The sequence below is a fragment of the endosymbiont of unidentified scaly snail isolate Monju genome (assembly GCF_000801295.1).
In the GTDB taxonomy this organism is placed as follows: Bacteria; Pseudomonadota; Gammaproteobacteria; order Chromatiales; family Chromatiaceae; genus MONJU.
On record NZ_AP012978.1, the window covers coordinates 1,235,305 to 1,252,060 of the forward strand.

General features: G+C 67.4%; 14 protein-coding genes. 6 read left to right on the forward strand and 8 right to left on the reverse strand.

The genetic code is table 11. The annotated features are described in order from the left end of the window. Positions 1-2: 2 nt before the first annotated feature. Genes EBS_RS05865 through EBS_RS05875 form a run of 3 tightly spaced genes read right to left on the reverse strand, consistent with a single transcriptional unit; the run spans position 3 to position 3,305 of the window. Positions 3-2,525, reverse strand: coding sequence for a U32 family peptidase (locus tag EBS_RS05865; RefSeq protein WP_070104764.1), 2,523 nt, complete (start codon positions 2,523-2,525; stop codon positions 3-5). Continuing rightward, the gene (locus tag EBS_RS05870) at positions 2,515-3,066 is read right to left on the reverse strand and encodes a DUF2889 domain-containing protein (protein WP_043107754.1); all 552 of its coding nucleotides are present in this window, start codon (positions 3,064-3,066) and stop codon (positions 2,515-2,517) included. Before EBS_RS05870 ends, EBS_RS05865 begins: the two co-directional genes overlap by 11 nt. Before the next feature lie 2 nt (positions 3,067-3,068). After that, positions 3,069-3,305 carry a hypothetical protein gene (locus EBS_RS05875; RefSeq protein WP_043107755.1) on the reverse strand — a complete coding sequence of 79 codons (237 nt, stop codon included), beginning with the start codon at positions 3,303-3,305 and terminating at the stop codon, positions 3,069-3,071. A gap of 299 nt (positions 3,306-3,604) precedes the next feature. Here EBS_RS05875 and EBS_RS05880 point away from each other — a divergent pair, with 299 nt between their 5' ends. From EBS_RS05880 to EBS_RS05895, 4 genes are all read left to right on the forward strand, one after another. Further along, positions 3,605-4,186 (forward strand): cytochrome P460 family protein, encoded by a 582-nt coding sequence (locus EBS_RS05880; protein WP_081999847.1) that lies wholly within the window; start codon positions 3,605-3,607, stop codon positions 4,184-4,186. A 104-nt stretch (positions 4,187-4,290) separates the two neighbouring features. Continuing rightward, the gene (gene gltX / locus EBS_RS05885) at positions 4,291-5,691 is read left to right on the forward strand and encodes a glutamate--tRNA ligase (protein WP_043107756.1); all 1,401 of its coding nucleotides are present in this window, start codon (positions 4,291-4,293) and stop codon (positions 5,689-5,691) included. A gap of 9 nt (positions 5,692-5,700) precedes the next feature. Beyond that, positions 5,701-7,356 (forward strand): glutamine--tRNA ligase/YqeY domain fusion protein, encoded by a 1,656-nt coding sequence (locus EBS_RS05890; RefSeq protein WP_043107757.1) that lies wholly within the window; start codon positions 5,701-5,703, stop codon positions 7,354-7,356. 1 nt (position 7,357) lies between these two features. Further along, positions 7,358-8,665 carry a nucleotide sugar dehydrogenase gene (locus EBS_RS05895; RefSeq protein WP_043107758.1) on the forward strand — a complete coding sequence of 436 codons (1,308 nt, stop codon included), beginning with the start codon at positions 7,358-7,360 and terminating at the stop codon, positions 8,663-8,665. Between the two features lie 41 nt (positions 8,666-8,706). Here the strand turns inward: EBS_RS05895 and EBS_RS14240 are convergent, their stop codons facing one another. The 3 genes from EBS_RS14240 to EBS_RS05905 all read right to left on the reverse strand — a co-directional run bounded on the left by EBS_RS14240 (position 8,707) and on the right by EBS_RS05905 (position 10,890). Further along, entirely contained in the window at positions 8,707-8,868 is a 162-nt protein-coding gene (locus EBS_RS14240; RefSeq protein ID WP_171816196.1) for a hypothetical protein, read from the reverse strand. Positions 8,869-9,007: 139 nt separating this feature from the next. Next, on the reverse strand, positions 9,008-9,562 hold the full coding sequence (locus EBS_RS05900) for a GspH/FimT family pseudopilin (RefSeq protein WP_052199349.1): 555 nt from the start codon (positions 9,560-9,562) through the stop codon (positions 9,008-9,010). Positions 9,563-9,702: 140 nt separating this feature from the next. Beyond that, the gene (locus tag EBS_RS05905; RefSeq protein ID WP_043107759.1) at positions 9,703-10,890 is read right to left on the reverse strand and encodes a pyridoxal phosphate-dependent aminotransferase; all 1,188 of its coding nucleotides are present in this window, start codon (positions 10,888-10,890) and stop codon (positions 9,703-9,705) included. An 81-nt stretch (positions 10,891-10,971) separates the two neighbouring features. Between EBS_RS05905 and uvrB the strand changes: the two genes are divergently transcribed. Further along, positions 10,972-12,981, forward strand: a complete 2,010-nt coding sequence (uvrB, locus tag EBS_RS05910) for an excinuclease ABC subunit UvrB (RefSeq protein ID WP_043107760.1) — start codon at positions 10,972-10,974, stop codon at positions 12,979-12,981. Between the two features lie 145 nt (positions 12,982-13,126). On the opposite strand, the gene EBS_RS05915 is transcribed toward uvrB, so the two are convergent. Next, a complete protein-coding gene (locus EBS_RS05915; RefSeq protein WP_269446339.1) occupies positions 13,127-14,707 on the reverse strand; it encodes an acyl-CoA ligase (AMP-forming), exosortase A system-associated in 1,581 nt (526 codons plus the stop codon). Between the two features lie 177 nt (positions 14,708-14,884). Here EBS_RS05915 and EBS_RS05920 point away from each other — a divergent pair, with 177 nt between their 5' ends. Continuing rightward, positions 14,885-15,130, forward strand: coding sequence for an acyl carrier protein (locus EBS_RS05920; protein WP_043107761.1), 246 nt, complete (start codon positions 14,885-14,887; stop codon positions 15,128-15,130). A 52-nt stretch (positions 15,131-15,182) separates the two neighbouring features. Here EBS_RS05920 and EBS_RS05925 read toward each other — a convergent pair whose 3' ends face one another. Then, positions 15,183-16,412: a pyridoxal-dependent decarboxylase, exosortase A system-associated gene (locus EBS_RS05925; RefSeq protein WP_043107762.1), complete on the reverse strand. Its 1,230-nt coding sequence runs from the start codon at positions 16,410-16,412 to the stop codon at positions 15,183-15,185. Between the last annotated feature and the right edge of the window lie 344 nt (positions 16,413-16,756).

The window sequence follows — 16,756 nt, forward strand, 5'->3', positions numbered from 1 at the left end:
GTTCAACGCGCAGTGGGACGCTTCATGGCCGTCCGGGGTGGTTCCACGCGTACTGCCAGCGAACCGCTGCCCACGCCCTGGGCGCGGCCGTTGGCGTCGGGCACCTGTTGCAGGCGATGCAGCAGGGCAGTGGCCGAGAGGCGACCATCGAGCAACGCGCGGTAGCCCGCCACGATGGCCGCCACCTGGTCGCCGGGCTCGTCCACCAGCTCGATGCGATAGTGGCGGATGCCGGCTGCCAGCAGATCGGCGAGATGGCCGGCGGCCGACTGGGCCTGGGCATTGAACAGGGTGTTGCGACAACCGACGTCGGCGAGCAGCAGGTGGTCCTGGCCTTTCGGGTCGCGCAGGTGCACCCGGTGGCGCTCGCAGGGGCGGCCACAGTCACGGTAGCCGTTGCCCGTGGACAGGAAGCGGGCAAAGGCACAGTGCTCGGTATGGAAGATGGGCAGGTGCTGGTGTGCCACCACCTCGATACAGGCGCGCCGGGCCTCCGGCAGACCGGTGGCCAGGGCGGCGATCTGCCGGGCATTCAGATCGTGGGTCGGGGCCAGGCGCGCCAGGCCGAGGTCCAGCAGCTGGTGGGCACTCAACCGGTTGGCGGCATTCAGCGAGAAGTCGCCGTACAGCGTGGGAATGCGCACCGCCTCGTCGAAGGCGGCACCTGCACCGCCCAGGGCGTGCAGGCGCTGCAACAGGCCAGCCGAGCGTACCAGCAGGGCATCGGGTTGCAGGTGCAACAGGTAACGGACCAGACGTTGTTCGCCGGGCTTGAAGATGCGCGGGGCGGCGACCACCAGACGACGACCGGCGGCGCGGATGCGCTGGCAGGCGTCCTTGAGTCCATGCACCTCGAGGAAATCGACCTGGATCTCGTCGATGTCGTCCAGCGCCAGCGCGGCCTCGACCTGCTCGGCGGTGCGGCACAGCAGCGACAGGGCGGGCTGGGTGGGTGGTGACGGAGGGGCAACCTCGGGCAGCAGCACCGGCAGCACTGGCGCCGAGGCCAGCTCGCGGTCGCGCTGGTGCCGGGTCATCTGTCCGAGCAGGGTCTCGACCGCCGCGCGCCGGGTCTGCTTGATCTCGCCCAGGGGCAGGAACAGGCCGTCGGGCAGGTCCAGTTGCCAGTGCGCGATGCGGAAGGGAGTGTCCCCCAGCTCACCGATGGCGCGCTTCAGAGCCGCTTCGTCCAGCGGGCGGCGATCGGCGGTCTGCAGGGGCGTGCGGCTGGCGGCCTCGGCCTGGCGGCCGTCGGGTGTTGCAAGGCGGATGCGCAGCGGTTCGCCGGCTGCGCCGCTCAGCTCGATGCGCAGAGGCAGGCGCACGGCCTCGGCCGGACGCAGCACCGGGCCGCCGTCGCTGGCCGCGTCGCGGGTGCGCCAGACATGGTCGCCGGGCGCGATGTCCGTGGCACGAAATCCGGGGCCGAAGCGCAGCACCACCTCGCCGCGGTCGATCTCCTCACGGATACGTTCCCCGCGGCGCTCGATCCGGCGCACGTGACCGCCCGGCTCGTGTCGCTGCGGACGACCGCCGTCGAACACCACCCCGTCGCCGGGCTTGACCGGGTTGTGCAGGCGCAGGCGCACCCCGTCGTACAGTACTGCCTCGACCCGGCCCAGGTGCAGGCCGCGGTGGCGCGGGTTGCGGCCGATCACCAGTTCCTGGTGACGCGAACCGAGCAGGAAGCCCGGGGTGAGCCCGTCGTGCCGTTCGTCCTGGCCGCGCGAGAAGATCTGCGCCAGGCCGCGCCGGGTGTCGCGGTCGATCATCAGTTCTTCTTCGTCGGTCGACTGGCCGGCCGCCAGCCGGTCGAGGGCCTGGCGGTAGGCGCGCACCGTGCGCATGACATATTCGGGGCCCTTGAGTCGTCCCTCGATCTTGAGGCTGCACACCCCGGCGCGCAGCAGGCGCGGCAGCAGGGGCAGGGCCATCAGATCCTGCGGCGAGAGCAGGTAGTCGAGCCCGCCCTGTTCGCGCAGTCCGCCGTCCACCAGCAGGCCATAGGGCAGACGGCAGGGCTGGGCGCACTGGCCGCGGTTGGCCGAGCGCCCGCCCCAGGCCTCGCTGGAGAAGCACTGGCCGCTGTAGCTGACGCACAAGGCGCCGTGCACGAAGACCTCGAGTTCCACCTCGGTCTCGGCGGCGATGGCGGCGATCTCCTCGATGGACAGCTCGCGCCCCAGCACCACCCGCGAGAGGCCGAGTGACTGCGCAAAGGCCACGCCCTCGGCATCGGTGATCGACATCTGGGTGCTGGCGTGCAGGGGCAGTGCGGGCGCGACGGCGCGCGCCAGCCGCGCCAGGCCGATCAGCGCGTCCACCCCGCAACGGGCGGCATGGCGGTGCAGTTTCTCCATCACCGCCTCGAGTGCGTCCGCGGCGATGCCGGTGGCGCGCCGGCGGGCATTGAAGCCGCGCTCCAGGCCGAAGTACACCGCATCGGCGCCGGCATGCACCGCCGCCTCGAGCTGTGACAGGCCGCCGGCAGGGGCCAGCAGTTCGGGGGAGTGCTCAGTCGTCATCGCCGCGTCCAGGCCACAGCCGTTGCGCCACCTCGCCATCGGCGACCAGGCTATGACAACTGTCGATGAAATCCTCGGGCGGCTGGTGCTGGTGACCGTCCAGCGACTCGCCGCGCCAGGCATAGACGGTCTGGATGGCGGTGGTGGCCAGCGGGCCCAGCAGCTCCACCAGGTGGGTACAACCATGGACCCCGCCGAGGGCCAGGCGTACCCGCGCAGTCCAGCCGGGCGCGATGCGCTGCCCGATCAGTTTCTCGAAGCGCTCGGCCGGGAAGTGCGGGCAGGCGGGGTAGGGGGCCTGCTCGATGCTCGCGCGGAGATCGATCACGGTCAACTCGTCGTCCACGGTCAGGCGCATCCACATCTCGTGCAACGGCTCGCCGGGTGGGATCTCGCCCCGGCCGAAGGTCTGCAGGGGTTCGTCGCGGGTGTCGCGCAGGTGGGCGTCGATGTCCCACAGGCCGTCGGCACGGCGGTAACCCCGGCACACGATCTGCCGTGTGTGCGGGGGCTCGCGGTTGGCGGGCGGCGGCAGCGGCATGCTCAGTGCCCTGTTGGCCGGGTGGTGAACTGACCCAGCGCGATCTTGGCGAACAGCAGCAGCCAGGGTGCGCCGTGCAGGCACAGGTCGAAGATGTCGATAGGCCGCCGCAGGGTGCCCTCGCCGAGCATGCGCAGCTTCTCCCAGACGTGTGGCTCGGGCACGAAGGGCGCCAGCCCCAGGGTGAGGGCGACGATCAGGACGATGTAAAAGGGAATACGGGCGAGCAAGTCACGCATGGCTGGGACTCCCGAAAACGGAAATTGTAACAACTCGCAGCGAACGGCACGGCAGCCGCGACGCCTATCCTCTTTAATCACCGGGTAATTAGAAGGCCCTGCAGGCCCCCGACGAAAGCACGCCGCTGCCGGCCTGCTTCGATGGCAGCCATGCCGGCCATGGCTGTACCGCAGTATCACCTGGTGCCGAAATGAGGAAATGCTTTGTGCCTCCACCGGGTCTTGTTGGCGGAGGCGGACGATCTGGCGGCACCCGGCATCCTTCGCGTCATTGATGTCGCAACAGAAGGGGAACCGCCATGAAACACATCCGATCGAGTCTTCTGGCCCTGGTCGCGGTATCGCTGGTGACCGCGGCCTGTGCCGGTCCCTACGGGAGCACCGGGCGATCGTCGCAAGCGTCGGGCGCGCCTTTCGGTACCGTCGAGGATCTGCATTATGCCCAGGTGCTCTGGCAACACTTGCGCCAGCGGCGCCTGGTCGGCGAGAACGCGATTCACGGCACGCCCTACACCGGCACCCATCCGCATGGCGCCATACTGGACACCTTGGGTGTCGTCATTCGCGTGGGTCACGATACGGGGCCGGTGATCGTCAAGCGCAACTACGGGGGCAAGGGTGTGAGCAAGGCGACTGTCGCCAACACGCCCGAACGTTACCTGAAGGCGGTCACCGTGATGTTCAAACGCCCGGGCTACGATCCAGCCAATCGCGACTGGTTCTGGGTCAAGTACGCACCGGATGGCAGCGTATTGAAGAACCCCAAGGGGATGGCCCTGGCGGGACGGGTCGCCAAGGGTTCGGCCAAGGGTTGCATCGCCTGTCACCGCACCGCTCCCGGCAGTGACCTGGTATTCAACCACGACCGCTACGCGCGTTGATCCTGGACTCGCCCCGCCTAGGCGGGGCGAGGACCATATCGCGTCACGGGTCGGAGGCGATTTCCGGTAAAATGGCGATCTTCGTTTGCCACTGAAGTCGCATCATGACCATCAAGACCCGTTTCGCCCCGAGCCCCACAGGCTACCTGCACGTGGGCGGTGCCCGCACGGCGCTGTTCTCCTGGCTGTACGCGCGCCGTCACGGCGGCCGTTTCGTGCTGCGCATCGAGGACACCGATCGCGAGCGTTCCACCGAGGAATCGGTCAATGCCATCCTCGAGGGCATGACCTGGCTGGGGCTGGAATACGACGAGGGCCCCTTCTACCAGACGCATCGTTTCGATCGCTACGACGAGGTAATCGAACAGCTGCTGGAGCGTGGCCTGGCCTACCGTTGCAATTGCTCGAAGGAACGGCTGGACGCGCTGCGCGAACAGCAGCTGGCGGCGAAGCAGAAGCCGCGTTACGACGGCCACTGCCGTGATTGCACGGTGAGCGCCGACGAGCCGCACGTGATCCGCTTCCGTAACCCGGTCGATGGCGAGGTGGTGTTCGACGATCTCATCCGCGGTCCCATCCGCGTGGCCAACACGGAGCTCGACGACCTGATCATCCGCCGTTCCGACGGCTCACCCACCTACAACCTGACGGTGGTGGTGGACGATCATGACATGGGCATCAGCCACGTGATCCGCGGCGACGACCACATCAACAACACCCCGCGCCAGATCAACCTGTACCGCGCCCTGGGCTGGGACGTGCCGCGTTTCGCGCACGTCCCCATGATCCTCGGCGAGGACGGCAGTCGCCTGTCCAAGCGCCACGGTGCGGTGAGCGTGATGCAATACAAGGAACAGGGCTACCTGCCCGAGGCGTTGCTCAACTACCTGGTGCGCCTGGGCTGGTCGCATGGCGACCAGGAGATCTTCTCGCTCGATGAGATGATCGAACTGTTCGATCTGGAGGCGGTCAACCGCGCGCCGTCGACCTTCAACACCGCCAAGCTCGACTGGCTCAACCAGCAGTACCTCATGCACAGCGACCCGGCACGCGTGACTCACCTGCTCTCGCCGCACCTGGGCGACCTGGGCATCGACCCGGCCGAGGGGCCGGATCTGGTCGAGGTCGTCAAGGCGCAGCGCGAGCGCGCCACCACCCTGGTCGAGCTGGCACGCATCTCGGCCTTCTACTACCGCGATTTCGACAGCTACGACGAGAAGGCGGCAAAGAAGGCCTTCAAGGGCGAGGCCGACCAGGCGCTGGCCGCGGTGCGCGAGCGCCTGGCCGCGTTGGCCGACTGGGAACGCGAGCCCATTCACCAGGCGGTGAGCGATACCGTGGAGGCGCTGGGCGTGGGGTTCGGCAAGGTGGCCATGCCGTTGCGCGTGGCGGTCACCGGCGGCTCGCCTTCGCCCGATCTCGACCTGACCCTCTGGCTGGTGGGGCGCGAGGCCACCCTGCGCCGCATCGACCGCGCCATCGAACACATCCGCTCCAACCGCTGAGATCTGCCCATGAGCGCCGAGAACACGCCGAAGAACTTCATCCGCCAGATCATCGACGCCGACCTGGCCGCGGGCAAGCACCAGCGGATCGTCACCCGCTTTCCGCCCGAGCCCAACGGCTATCTGCACATCGGGCACGCCAAGTCCATCGTGCTCAACTTCGGCATCGCCGAGGACTATGCCGGTCGCTGCAACCTGCGCTTCGACGATACCAACCCGGCGAAGGAAGAGGCGCACTTTGTCGAGGCCATCCAGGAAGACGTGCGCTGGTTGGGCTACCAATGGTCTGAACTGCACTTCGCCTCGGAATACTTCGAGCAGCTCTACGGCTTTGCGGTGGAACTCATCGAGAAGGGCCTGGCCTATGTCTGCGATCTCTCGCCCGAGGAAGTGCGCGCCTACCGCGGCACCCTGACCGAGCCGGGCCGCGAGAGTCCCTGGCGCAACCGCAGCGTGGAGGAAAACCTCGACCTGTTCCGGCGCATGCGCGAAGGCGAGTTCCCCGACGGCAGCCGTACCCTGCGCGCCAGGATCGATATGGCCTCGCCCAACATGAACCTGCGCGATCCGGCCCTCTACCGTATCCGTCATGGTCTGATCCACCATCAGACAGGCGACGCCTGGTGCATCTACCCGATGTACGACTTCACCCATCCGATCTCCGATGCCATCGAGGGCGTGACCCACTCGCTGTGCACCCTGGAGTTCGAGGATCACCGTCCGCTCTACGACTGGGTGCTGGACAACATCAGCATCGGCTGCCATCCGCAGCAGATCGAGTTTGCGCGCCTCAATCTCGAGTACACGGTGATGAGCAAGCGCAAGCTCACCCAGCTGGTGGACGAGGGCCATGTCTCGGGCTGGGACGACCCACGCATGCCGACCATCGCCGGCCTGCGCCGGCGCGGCTATACCCCCGAGGCGATCCGCGACTTCTGCAACCGCATCGGCGTCACCCGTGCCGACAGCACGGTGGAGATGGGGATGCTGGAGTCGGCCATCCGCAGCGATCTGGATGCACGCGCACCGCGCCGCATGGCGGTGCTGCAGCCGCTGAAGCTGGTGATCGTCAACTGGCCAGAGGATCACGAAGAGATCCTGCGCGGCCCGAATCACCCCAAGAACGAGGACATGGGCACGCGTGAACTGGTGATGACCCGCGAGGGGTGGATCGACCGCGACGACTTCCGCGAGGAGGCCAACAAGAAATACAAGCGCCTGGTGCTCGGCGGCGAGGTGCGGCTGCGCAACGGCTACGTGGTCCGCGCCGACGAGGTGGTGCGCGACGAACAGGACGAAATCGTCGAGGTGCGCTGCACCTACGACCCCGAGACCCTGGGCCGCAATCCCGAGGGTCGCAAGGTGCGCGGTGTCATCCACTGGGTGCCGGTGCCGCACGCGGTGCATGCCCAGGTGCGGCTGTACGACCGGCTGTTCCGGGTGCCGCAGCCGGGACGCGACGGCAATTTCCTGGCCGACCTCAACCCTGATTCGCTGTGCGTGATCGATGGCGCCGTGCTCGAGCCGTCGCTGGGCGAAGCGGCGGTCGGCGAGCGCTTCCAGTTCGAGCGCGAGGGCTATTTCTGCCGCGACACCGAAGACGCCCCTGATGGCCGGCCGGTGTTCAACCAGATCGTGTCGCTGCGCGACTCCTGGGGAGGTTGAGATGACAAGGGACGTGGTCGCGGTGGTCGGCCTGGGCTACGTGGGCCTTCCATTGGCGGTGGCCTTCGGCAGGCAACGCCGGACCATCGGTTTCGACCTGGACAAGACCAAGCTGGCGCACTACCGCCAGGGGAACGACCCCAGCGGCGAGGTGACATCGGATGACCTGGCCGCGGCCAGCCAACTGGAATACACCAGCGATCCGGCGCGCCTGGCCGAGGCGCAACTGATCGTGGTGGCGGTGCCGACGCCCATCGACGACGCCCACCGGCCCGATCTCGGCCCATTGAAAGGCGCCTGCCGCACCGTGGGCGCGCACCTGCAGCCCGGCAGTGTGGTGATCTTCGAATCCACGGTGTTTCCCGGTTGCACCGAGGACGTCTGCGTACCCCTGCTCGAACAGCACTCGGGCCTGCCCTGGCTGGGCCGCGAAGGGGCGACGGGCGAGGGCTTTCATGTCGGCTACTCGCCCGAGCGCATCAACCCCGGCGACAAGGTCCACCGGCTCGAGACCATCGTCAAGGTGGTCTCCGGCGATACACCGGAAACGCTCGAACGGGTGGCAGCCTTGTACGAGAGCGTGGTGGACGCCGGAGTGCACCGCGCGGCCAGCATCAAGGTGGCCGAGGCGGCGAAAGTGATCGAGAACACCCAGCGCGACCTCAATATCGCGCTGATGAACGAACTGGCGCTGATCTTCCACAAGCTGGGCATCGATACCCTGGACGTGCTGGAGGCGGCGGGCACCAAGTGGAACTTCCTGCCGTTCCGCCCGGGCCTGGTCGGCGGGCACTGCATCGGGGTCGATCCCTACTACCTGACCTACAAGGCCGAGGCGGCGGGCCACCACCCGCAGGTGATCCTGGCCGGCCGGCAGATCAACGACGGCATGGGCAAGTACATCGCCGAGCAGACGGTCAAGCGCATGATCCAGGCCGGACGCGGCGTGTCGGGCGCCCGGGTGATCGTGCTGGGCCTGACCTTCAAGGAAGACTGTCCGGACCTGCGCAACTCGCGGGTCGAGGACATCCTGACCGAACTGGCCTCGTACTGCTGCGAGGTGCGGGTGCACGACCCGGTGGCCGACCCGGCCGAGGCGCAGGCCGAGTACGGCGTGGCGCTGTGCGACTGGGACGATCTGCCCAAGGCCGACGCGGTGATCCTGGCGGTGGCGCACCAGGCCTATCGCGCGCTGGGCCCGGAAGACCTGGGACGCATCATGGCGTCCGGCGCGGTGCTGATGGACGTGAAGTCCGTGCTCGACCGGGAGCGCTTCGCGCAGGCCGGGATCGATCTCTGGCGGTTGTGAACATCAGTCACCTGCGCGTGGCCTGGTCCGTCCGTGGCGGGTCACGAAATCTTGCGCAGCGGCAGCACCTCTCGTTCGATCTCGGCCAGCTTGTCTCGTGTTGCACGCCATTCGCAGGCTGCTTGCCGATTCACCCGGTACGTCGGTGTGGTGCCGACGACCGGATCAGACGCAGTGCCGTGTCCGCCGTGATGCCACGGCATTCCTTCACCACGTTGTTGACCCGTGGCGCGGGGCCCCGCAAGAGGGCATCGACCCGCGTAGAGTGCCCGGGTCTGTCTGCACCGGAGAAGTCCGGGTCATGAAGCGCAGGGCGATATCCGTCAAACAGCAGGCGTCAAACTAGTCGTCGCAGCTTATCGTGGACCCGTCGGGCAGCCTGTCGGCGCTTCGCAGACGGCCACTGCCGTAGAGAATCAGGGCGCGGTTCATGCCGGGATCGACCGGCGAGCAGAAGCGCAGGCTCAGGTTGCTGCCGACAGCATCGCCGCTGGCGCGGAAGCGTACCCTGGGCCGTCCCTTGCTGCCCTGGACCACCACGCCCGCGATTGCCTGCTGCACGGCGAGCACCGCTTCATCGCGATCGCGCTTTCCGTCACCGTCGCTGTCCGCGAAGAGCAGAATGCCGTCCTGCCAGTGACGGTAGTCGCGGTGACATTGCTGGCCATCGGTACTGGGGCAGAGTACTGTCGGCAGGCGACGCTGGACGGCCGTGCTGCGCGCCAGGCGCAGCAGGCGCGCGTAGTCCCGTTGTGCGCTGGCCAGCCGGTTGTCTGCTTGAAGGTGACGCCAGGCCGGGACTCCCGCAGCAAGCAGGATGATCCCCACGCCAAGGGTGATGAACAGCTCGATGACGCTGAACCCGCGCACGCGGGCAGCAAGGTGGCAGACATCCATGTCGGACCCTCCTTGTCATTGCTTGCAGGCGGCCTTCCCTGGCCGCCTGAAATCGCGTTGTTCGCGGCAGGGACGCAGTTCCTGCCCTTTCCCGTAAATACCCTGACAGGGTCGGTGACCCCTGCCAGGGTGAGGCTTGATCAGCCCTTGGCGACGGCCTCGATGCGATCCAGCGCGGCGTCCAGGTTCTCCATGCTGGTGGCGATGGAGATGCGCATGTGCCCGCCCAGGCCGAAGGCCGTACCAGGCACCACGGCCACACCGGCCTGCTCGATCAGGTGCTCGGCCAGCTCGAGGTCGTTCTTCACGCCGTCGATGCGCTCGATCAGGCCGCTCACCGAAGGGAAGACGTAGAAGGTGCCGTCGGTGGCCAGGCAGTCGATGCCGGGGATGGCGTTGAGGCGCTCGACCACGTGATCGTGCCGTGCCTTGAAGTGCACCAGCATCTCGGCGATGCAGTCCTGCGGCCCGTTCAGCACCGCCTCGGCGGCGGCCTGCGAGATCGAGGACGGGTTGGAGGTGCTCTGCGACTGGATCTTTTTCATGGCCTTGATGATCTCGGCCGGGCCGCCGGCATAGCCGATGCGCCAGCCGGTCATGGAATAGGCCTTGGAGACGCCATTGAGCACCAGGGTGCGATCGGCCAGATCGGGGCAGGCGTCGAGGATGTTCACGAAGCTGCCTTTCTTCCAGACGATGTGCTCGTACATGTCGTCGGTGGCGATAAGGATGCGCGGATGCTCGCGCAACACCTCGCCCAGTGCTTCCAGTTCCTCGCGGCTGTAGGCCATGCCGGTGGGGTTGGACGGGCTGTTGATGACCACCAGCCGGGTCTGCTCGGTGATGGCACCACGCAGTTGCGCCGGCGTCATCTTGAAACGCTGTTCGGCACCGGCATGCACCAGCACCGGCTCGGCCTCGGCGAGCAGCACCATGTCAGGGTAGGACACCCAGTAGGGCGCGGGGATGATCACCTCGTCGCCGCGGTCGAGCACCGCCTGCGCCAGGTTGTAGAAACTCTGCTTGCCGCCGCAGGAGACCAGGATCTGCTCCGGGGTGTATTCCAGTCCGTTGTCGCGCCGGAACTTGTCGATGATGGCCTGCTTGAGCGACGGGGTGCCGTCCACCGCCGTGTACTTGGTCTGGCCTTTGCGGATAGCGGCGATGGCCGCCTCCTTGATGTGTTCGGGCGTATCGAAATCAGGCTCGCCGGCACCCAGGCCGATCACGTCGCGGCCCTCGGCACGCATGGCAGCGGCGCGGGCAGTGATGGCGAGGGTGGGGGAGGGCTTGACGGACTGGACGCGGGCAGAAAGTTTGATGCTCATTCTGGGGTTTTCCGGCGTGTCGGGAACGATTTCTGTTCGTTGCTATCATAACGGACGATCTCTCCCGCGGGCACCCTGAAGATGACAAAAAGATTCGAACTGGTCAGTCGCTTCGAGCCGGCCGGCGACCAGCCGGAGGCGATCCGGCGCCTGGTCGAGGGACTGAACGATGGCGAGGCCGGCATGACCCTGCTCGGGGTGACCGGGTCGGGCAAGACCTTCACTGTCGCCAAGGTGATCGAGCAGGTGCAGCGACCGACCCTGATCCTGGCGCCGAACAAGACGCTCGCCGCCCAGCTCTACGGTGAATTCCGCGAATTCTTCCCGCACAACGCGGTGGAGTACTTCGTTTCGTACTACGACTACTACCAGCCCGAGGCCTATGTGCCCTCGACCGACACCTTCATCGAGAAGGACGCCTCGCTCAACGAGCACGTGCAGCAGATGCGGCTGTCGGCCACCAAGGCCCTGCTCGAGCGGCCGGACAGCATCATCGTGGCCACGGTGTCCTCGATCTACGGCCTGGGCGATCCCCGCCAGTACCTGAGTATGGTACTGCACCTGTCGCGCGGCGAGCAGATGGACCAACGCCGCATCCTGCGTCGTCTGGCCGACATGCAGTACACGCGCAACGACATGGAGCTGGCGCGCGGTACCTACCGGGTGCGCGGCGAGATCATCGATGTCTTCCCCGCCGAATCGGAAGACGAGGCAGTACGCATCGAGCTGTTCGACGACGAGATCGAGGCCCTGTCGCTGTTCGATCCGCTCACCGGCGAGGTGCGCCAGCGGGTGCCGCGCTACACCATCTATCCGAAGACCCATTACGTGACCCCGCGCGAGATCATTCTCGAGGCGGTGGACCAGATCAAGGCGGAACTGAAGGAGCGCCTGGCGCAGTTGCGCGAGGCCGGCAAGCTGCTCGAGGCCCAGCGCCTGGAACAGCGCACGATGTTCGACATCGAGATGATGCTGGAGCTGGGCTACTGCTCGGGCATCGAGAACTACTCGCGCTACCTCTCGGGTCGCGCGCCGGGCGAGGGTCCGCCGACCCTGTTCGACTATCTGCCGGCCAACGCCCTGCTGGTGGTGGACGAGTCACACGTGACCATCCCCCAGCTCGGCGGCATGTACCGGGGCGACCGTTCGCGCAAGGAGACCCTGGTCGAATATGGCTTCCGCCTGCCCTCGGCACTGGACAACCGGCCGCTGCGCTTCGAGGAGTTCGAGGCGCGCGCGCCACAGACCATCTACGTCTCGGCCACCCCGCGCGACTACGAGATCGAGCACTCCGGCGCGGTGGTCGAGCAGGTGGTACGTCCCACCGGCCTGATCGATCCCGAAGTGGAGGTGCGCCCGGCCAGCACCCAGGTGGACGATCTGCTCTCGGAGATCAACGCCCGGGTGGCAATGGGCGACCGGGTGCTGGTGACCACGCTCACCAAGCGCATGGCCGAGGATCTGACCGACTACCTGATGGAACACGACATTCGGGTGCGCTACCTGCACTCGGACATCGACACCGTGGAGCGGGTGGAGATCATCCGCGACCTGCGCCTGGGCGAATTCGACGTGCTGGTGGGCATTAACCTGCTGCGCGAGGGCCTGGATATGCCCGAGGTTTCGCTGGTGGCCATCCTCGATGCCGACAAGGAGGGCTTCCTGCGTTCCGAGGGTGCGCTGATCCAGACCATTGGCCGCGCCGCGCGCAATGCCCGGGGCAAGGCCATCCTGTATGCCGACGAGATCACCGGTTCAATGCGAAGGGCCATCGACGAGACCGAGCGTCGCCGGCGCAAGCAACTTGCCTTCAATGAGGCGCACGGCATCACGCCGAAGACGGTGGAGAAGAGCGTGGCCGACATCATGGAGACCGCGGTGCCCGGTGGCGGGGCCATCGCCCGGCGCTATCAGAAGGTCGCCGAAGGGAAGGGCGAGTACGAGGCGCCGCTGGACCCGCTGGCCGCGGCACGCGAGATCAAGCGCCTGGAAAAGGAGATGCACGCCCTGGCGCGCGAACTCAAGTTCGAGGAAGCGGCGCGGGTGCGCGACCGGCTGCGTGAATTGCAGGGCAAGGCCTTCGTGGCCTGAACCGGCAGGGGGGGGCGTCCTCGGGCCGAATATTCGCGACGAGGACGTCGCTCCTACCGAGGGAGGCCCGTTCGTGACGAGGACGCCGCTCCTGCCTGTAGGAGGCCCGTCCTCGGGCCGAATGTTCGCGACGAGGACGTCGCTCCTACCTTTCCTCGATATGCTCGGCGTAACGCGTGCGCAAGGCCTGGCGGTCGATCTTGCCGTTGGGTGTGCGCGGCAGTTCGTCCAGGCACCACACCCGCCGCGGCTGCATGTAGTTCGGCAGTTGTTCGCGGCACACCGCCTGTACCACCTCCGCGGTCTCGGCCCCGGTGACCGCGAGCACGATGGCCTGGCCAAGCTCGGCATCGGGTACACCAAAGGCCGTGGCCTCGGCCACCCGGCCCGAGGCCAGCACCGGGCCCTCGATCTCGTTCGGGCTGACGCGGTAGCCCGAGGTCTTGATCAGCTCGTCCTCGCGCCCGGCGAAATACAGGTAACCCTCCGTGTCGCGCCAGGCACGGTCGCCCGACCACACCGCGATCTCCGGCAGGGGCAGGCCCAGCGGTCGGCGCGGCGCAGGGCGGAAACGCTCGGCGGTACGCTCGGGATCGTTCCAGTAGCCCAGGGCCACCAGGCTGCCGCGATGCACCAGCTCGCCGATCTCTTCCGGTTCACACTCGCTGCCGTCCTCGCGCACCACCATGACCTCGGCGTTGGGGATGGGCAGGCCGATGGAGCCGGGTCGCCGGTCGATCTCCTCCGGTGGCAGGGCGGTGGAGCGGAAGGCCTCGGTGAGGCCGTACATCAGGTGGATCTGTGTATCCGGCAAGGCCTGGCGCAAAGCCTGGATCACCGGCACCGGCATGACCCCGCCGGAGCTGGTCAGGTAGCGCAGACTGGCTGCCGCCTCGGGCGGCCAGGTTTCGCGCGCCAGGCGGCTCCACAGCGCGGGCACCGCGGCCAGACCCGTGATGCGGTAGCGAACCACGGCGCGGAGCAGGTCCCTTGGCAGCAGGTATTCCAGCAACACCACCAAGGCCCCGGCCGCAAAAGCCGTGGTGAGCTGGGTGAAACCGTAGTCGAAGCTCAGGGGCAGCACGGCCAACAGCCGGTCCTCCGGTCCGTTGTGCAGGTAGGCGTTGACGCTCGCCGCCCCGCTGACCAGGTTGCGGTGCGACAGCACCACGCCCTTCGGCGCCCCGGTGCTGCCCGAGGTGTAGAAGATGGCCGCCATGTCACTGTCGATGCGCCGCGGCGGCTCGGCGGGTTCGGCCTCGTCGAGCGTGCGCCAGCCATGGGTGGCGACCCCCGGCAGGGGCTCATCGGGCAATTTGTCCCCAGTGATCACCACCACCTGCAGGTCGCGGCAGTCGCGCAACACGGTGCGCAGTGCCTCGGCACGTTCCGCCGAGGTGACGAGAAGGCGTACATTGCAGTCGCGCAGGATGTGCGCCACCTGCGCCGCCTTGAGTACCGGGTTGATCGGCACCATGACGCCACCGGCCAGGGGGGCGGCAAACAGCGCGATTACCGCCTCCGGGATCTTCGGCAGGTACACCGCGACCCGCTCGTCGGGACGCACCCCCAGACGGCGCAGCCCGGCGGCCGTGCGCTCGATGGCAGAGGCCAGCTCGCTGTAGGTGAGCTGCGTGGCATCGTGCACCAGTGCCGGCAAGGCACCGTGGTGCTCGGCGGTGTGCCGGACGAGGTCATGGAGCAGGCTGGGGGCAGTCGTGGGCACGGAAAGGCTCGGCTGTTGCTGGCGAGCGGGATTATAACCACGGCCCATCCTGGCTCCGAATCCCGAAAGGAATGCCATTCCCGAACGGCAGGTCTGACCAGTTTCGGAAAAGGGACAGGGTCTTGCAACGATGCACATGCCGGTTAGACTGGCGCCCCCTGCAAGACGAGGCCAGCCATGTCCGTATTCGACGAGGTGACAGAAATCGTGCGTTCGGTGCTGCGGTTGCCGCCCGAGGCGCTGGCAGGTGGGCGCGAGACGCCGTTGCTGGGAGCGCTGCCGGAATTCGATTCGCTTTCGGTGGCCGAACTGATCGCTGCCCTGGAGGCGCATTTCGGTGTCCGCCTGGACGACGTGGACGCCGAGACCTTCGAGACCCTGGGTACGCTCGCCGATCACGTAGGCGCGTTGCTCGAGGACTGAAAGCCGCGCCTGCTCTTGGGTTCCCGGCCGGTGCACTATCCGGGCTGGCCGCTCAGACCAGGATCTCCGCCGCCACGGGATGCCCGAGGAACCCGGTGGGACTGGCGCTCAGGCCGTAGGCGCCGGACTGGAACACCACGATCAGGTCGCCAGGGCCGGCCGCAGGCAGCCGCACTTTCGACGCGAGGATGTCCAGCGGAGTGCAGAGTGGGCCGACCACGTGGCACTCGGTGTCGACCGGCTGGTCCATGCGGTTGCCGACGGCCACCGGGAAGTTGCGGCGCACCACCTGGCCCAGGTTGCCGGAGGCCGCCAGGTGGTGGTGCATGCCGCCGTTGGTGACCAGGAACACCTCGCCGCGCGAGACCTTGCGATCGATCACCTTGCATACATAGATGCCGGCCTCGCCGACCAGAAAGCGGCCCAGCTCCATCACCACCTCGACGTCGGGATGGGCCTGTTGCAGGGCCGACAGCCGTTCACCCAGGCGCTCGCCGATCGGCACCGGGTCGAGCCGTGATTCGCCGGGAAAGTAGGGGATGCCCAGGCCACCACCGATGTTCAGCCAACGCAGCGGGGCAGGGGCGTCGCTCGCCAGCCGCCGGGCCAGCTCCAGGGTCAGACGCTGGGCCTCGGCGATGGCCTCGGCACCCAGGTTCTGTGAACCGCTGAAGATATGAAAGCCCAGCCATTCCATGTCCAGCGCGGCAACGCGTCGCAACAGCGCCGGCACCTGCTCGGCGTCGATGCCGAACGGGCGTGCGCCACCGCCCATCTTCATGCCGGAACCGCGCAGTTCGAAGTCGGGATTCACCCGCAGCGCCACCCGCGGACGCTCTCCCAGGCGCTCACCGATGGTCGCCAGGCGTTCCAGCTCGCCAGCGGATTCGACGTTGAGGATGACTCCGCCGCGCGTCGCGGCCGCCAGTTCCTCGTCGGTCTTGCCGGGGCCGGCAAAGCTGATGGCCGGCGCGGGAAGCCCCGTATCCAGCGCCAGGTGCAGCTCGGCAAGCGAGGCCACGTCCAGGCCATCCACCCGCCCGGCCAGGTGCCGGACCAGTGCCGGCAGGGGGTTGGCCTTGATCGCGTAGTGCAGGCGGACCGCTTCGGGCAGGCAGCGCCGCAGCAGCGCCACCTGTTCGTCGATCACGCGCCGGTCGTAGGCATAGAAGGGCGTGCGCCCGACCCGTTCGGCCAGCGCGCGCAGCGGCACGCCGCCAACCTGCAGTTCGCCGCCGGCAACGGGGAAGCGGTCCATGGGCGCGTGGCGCGGTGTGTTCATTGGTTGCCTGCCCGATGGCCGGACCAGGCCTCGAGGATGTGCAATGGCAGCGGATATGGCATGCGCCCAGCATACTGAGACAACCCCAAGTAAAGCAACGCTCAGAGCGCTCCCCATGGGCGGGCCTCAGGGCGTCCATCCACGGTGTTGCACTGGCTTGACATGGAATGGCCATGCCTGCTGCCTGTGCGCCTTGTGGCTGAACGCCCTGAGACCCGCTGAGGGTCGTTTTACTTAGGGTTTTTTCAGTAATGACTGACCAGCGGAGCGCAAGCGGGAGCAGGTCCCGCCCCGGGGCGCCCGGTAGTAGAATCGGGCGGAAGTCCAATCAACCGAATCTGTCC

Excerpts from the sequence above, each read along its gene's own strand:
- EBS_RS05875 (WP_043107755.1), bottom strand. The coding sequence starts at position 3,305 with ATGCGTGACTTGCTCGCCCGTATTCCCTTTTACATCGTCCTGATCGTC.
- EBS_RS05925 (WP_043107762.1), bottom strand. The coding sequence starts at position 16,412 with ATGAACACACCGCGCCACGCGCCCATGGACCGCTTCCCCGTTGCCGGC.
- gltX (WP_043107756.1), top strand. The coding sequence starts at position 4,291 with ATGACCATCAAGACCCGTTTCGCCCCGAGCCCCACAGGCTACCTGCAC.
- EBS_RS05905 (WP_043107759.1), bottom strand. The coding sequence starts at position 10,890 with ATGAGCATCAAACTTTCTGCCCGCGTCCAGTCCGTCAAGCCCTCCCCC.
- EBS_RS05870 (WP_043107754.1), bottom strand. The coding sequence starts at position 3,066 with ATGCCGCTGCCGCCGCCCGCCAACCGCGAGCCCCCGCACACACGGCAG.
- EBS_RS05880 (WP_081999847.1), top strand. The coding sequence starts at position 3,605 with ATGAAACACATCCGATCGAGTCTTCTGGCCCTGGTCGCGGTATCGCTG.
- EBS_RS05890 (WP_043107757.1), top strand. The coding sequence starts at position 5,701 with ATGAGCGCCGAGAACACGCCGAAGAACTTCATCCGCCAGATCATCGAC.
- uvrB (WP_043107760.1), top strand. The coding sequence starts at position 10,972 with ATGACAAAAAGATTCGAACTGGTCAGTCGCTTCGAGCCGGCCGGCGAC.
- EBS_RS05900 (WP_052199349.1), bottom strand. The coding sequence starts at position 9,562 with ATGGATGTCTGCCACCTTGCTGCCCGCGTGCGCGGGTTCAGCGTCATC.
- EBS_RS05895 (WP_043107758.1), top strand. The coding sequence starts at position 7,358 with ATGACAAGGGACGTGGTCGCGGTGGTCGGCCTGGGCTACGTGGGCCTT.
- EBS_RS14240 (WP_171816196.1), bottom strand. The coding sequence starts at position 8,868 with ATGCCGTGGCATCACGGCGGACACGGCACTGCGTCTGATCCGGTCGTC.
- EBS_RS05865 (WP_070104764.1), bottom strand. The coding sequence starts at position 2,525 with ATGACGACTGAGCACTCCCCCGAACTGCTGGCCCCTGCCGGCGGCCTG.
- EBS_RS05920 (WP_043107761.1), top strand. The coding sequence starts at position 14,885 with ATGTCCGTATTCGACGAGGTGACAGAAATCGTGCGTTCGGTGCTGCGG.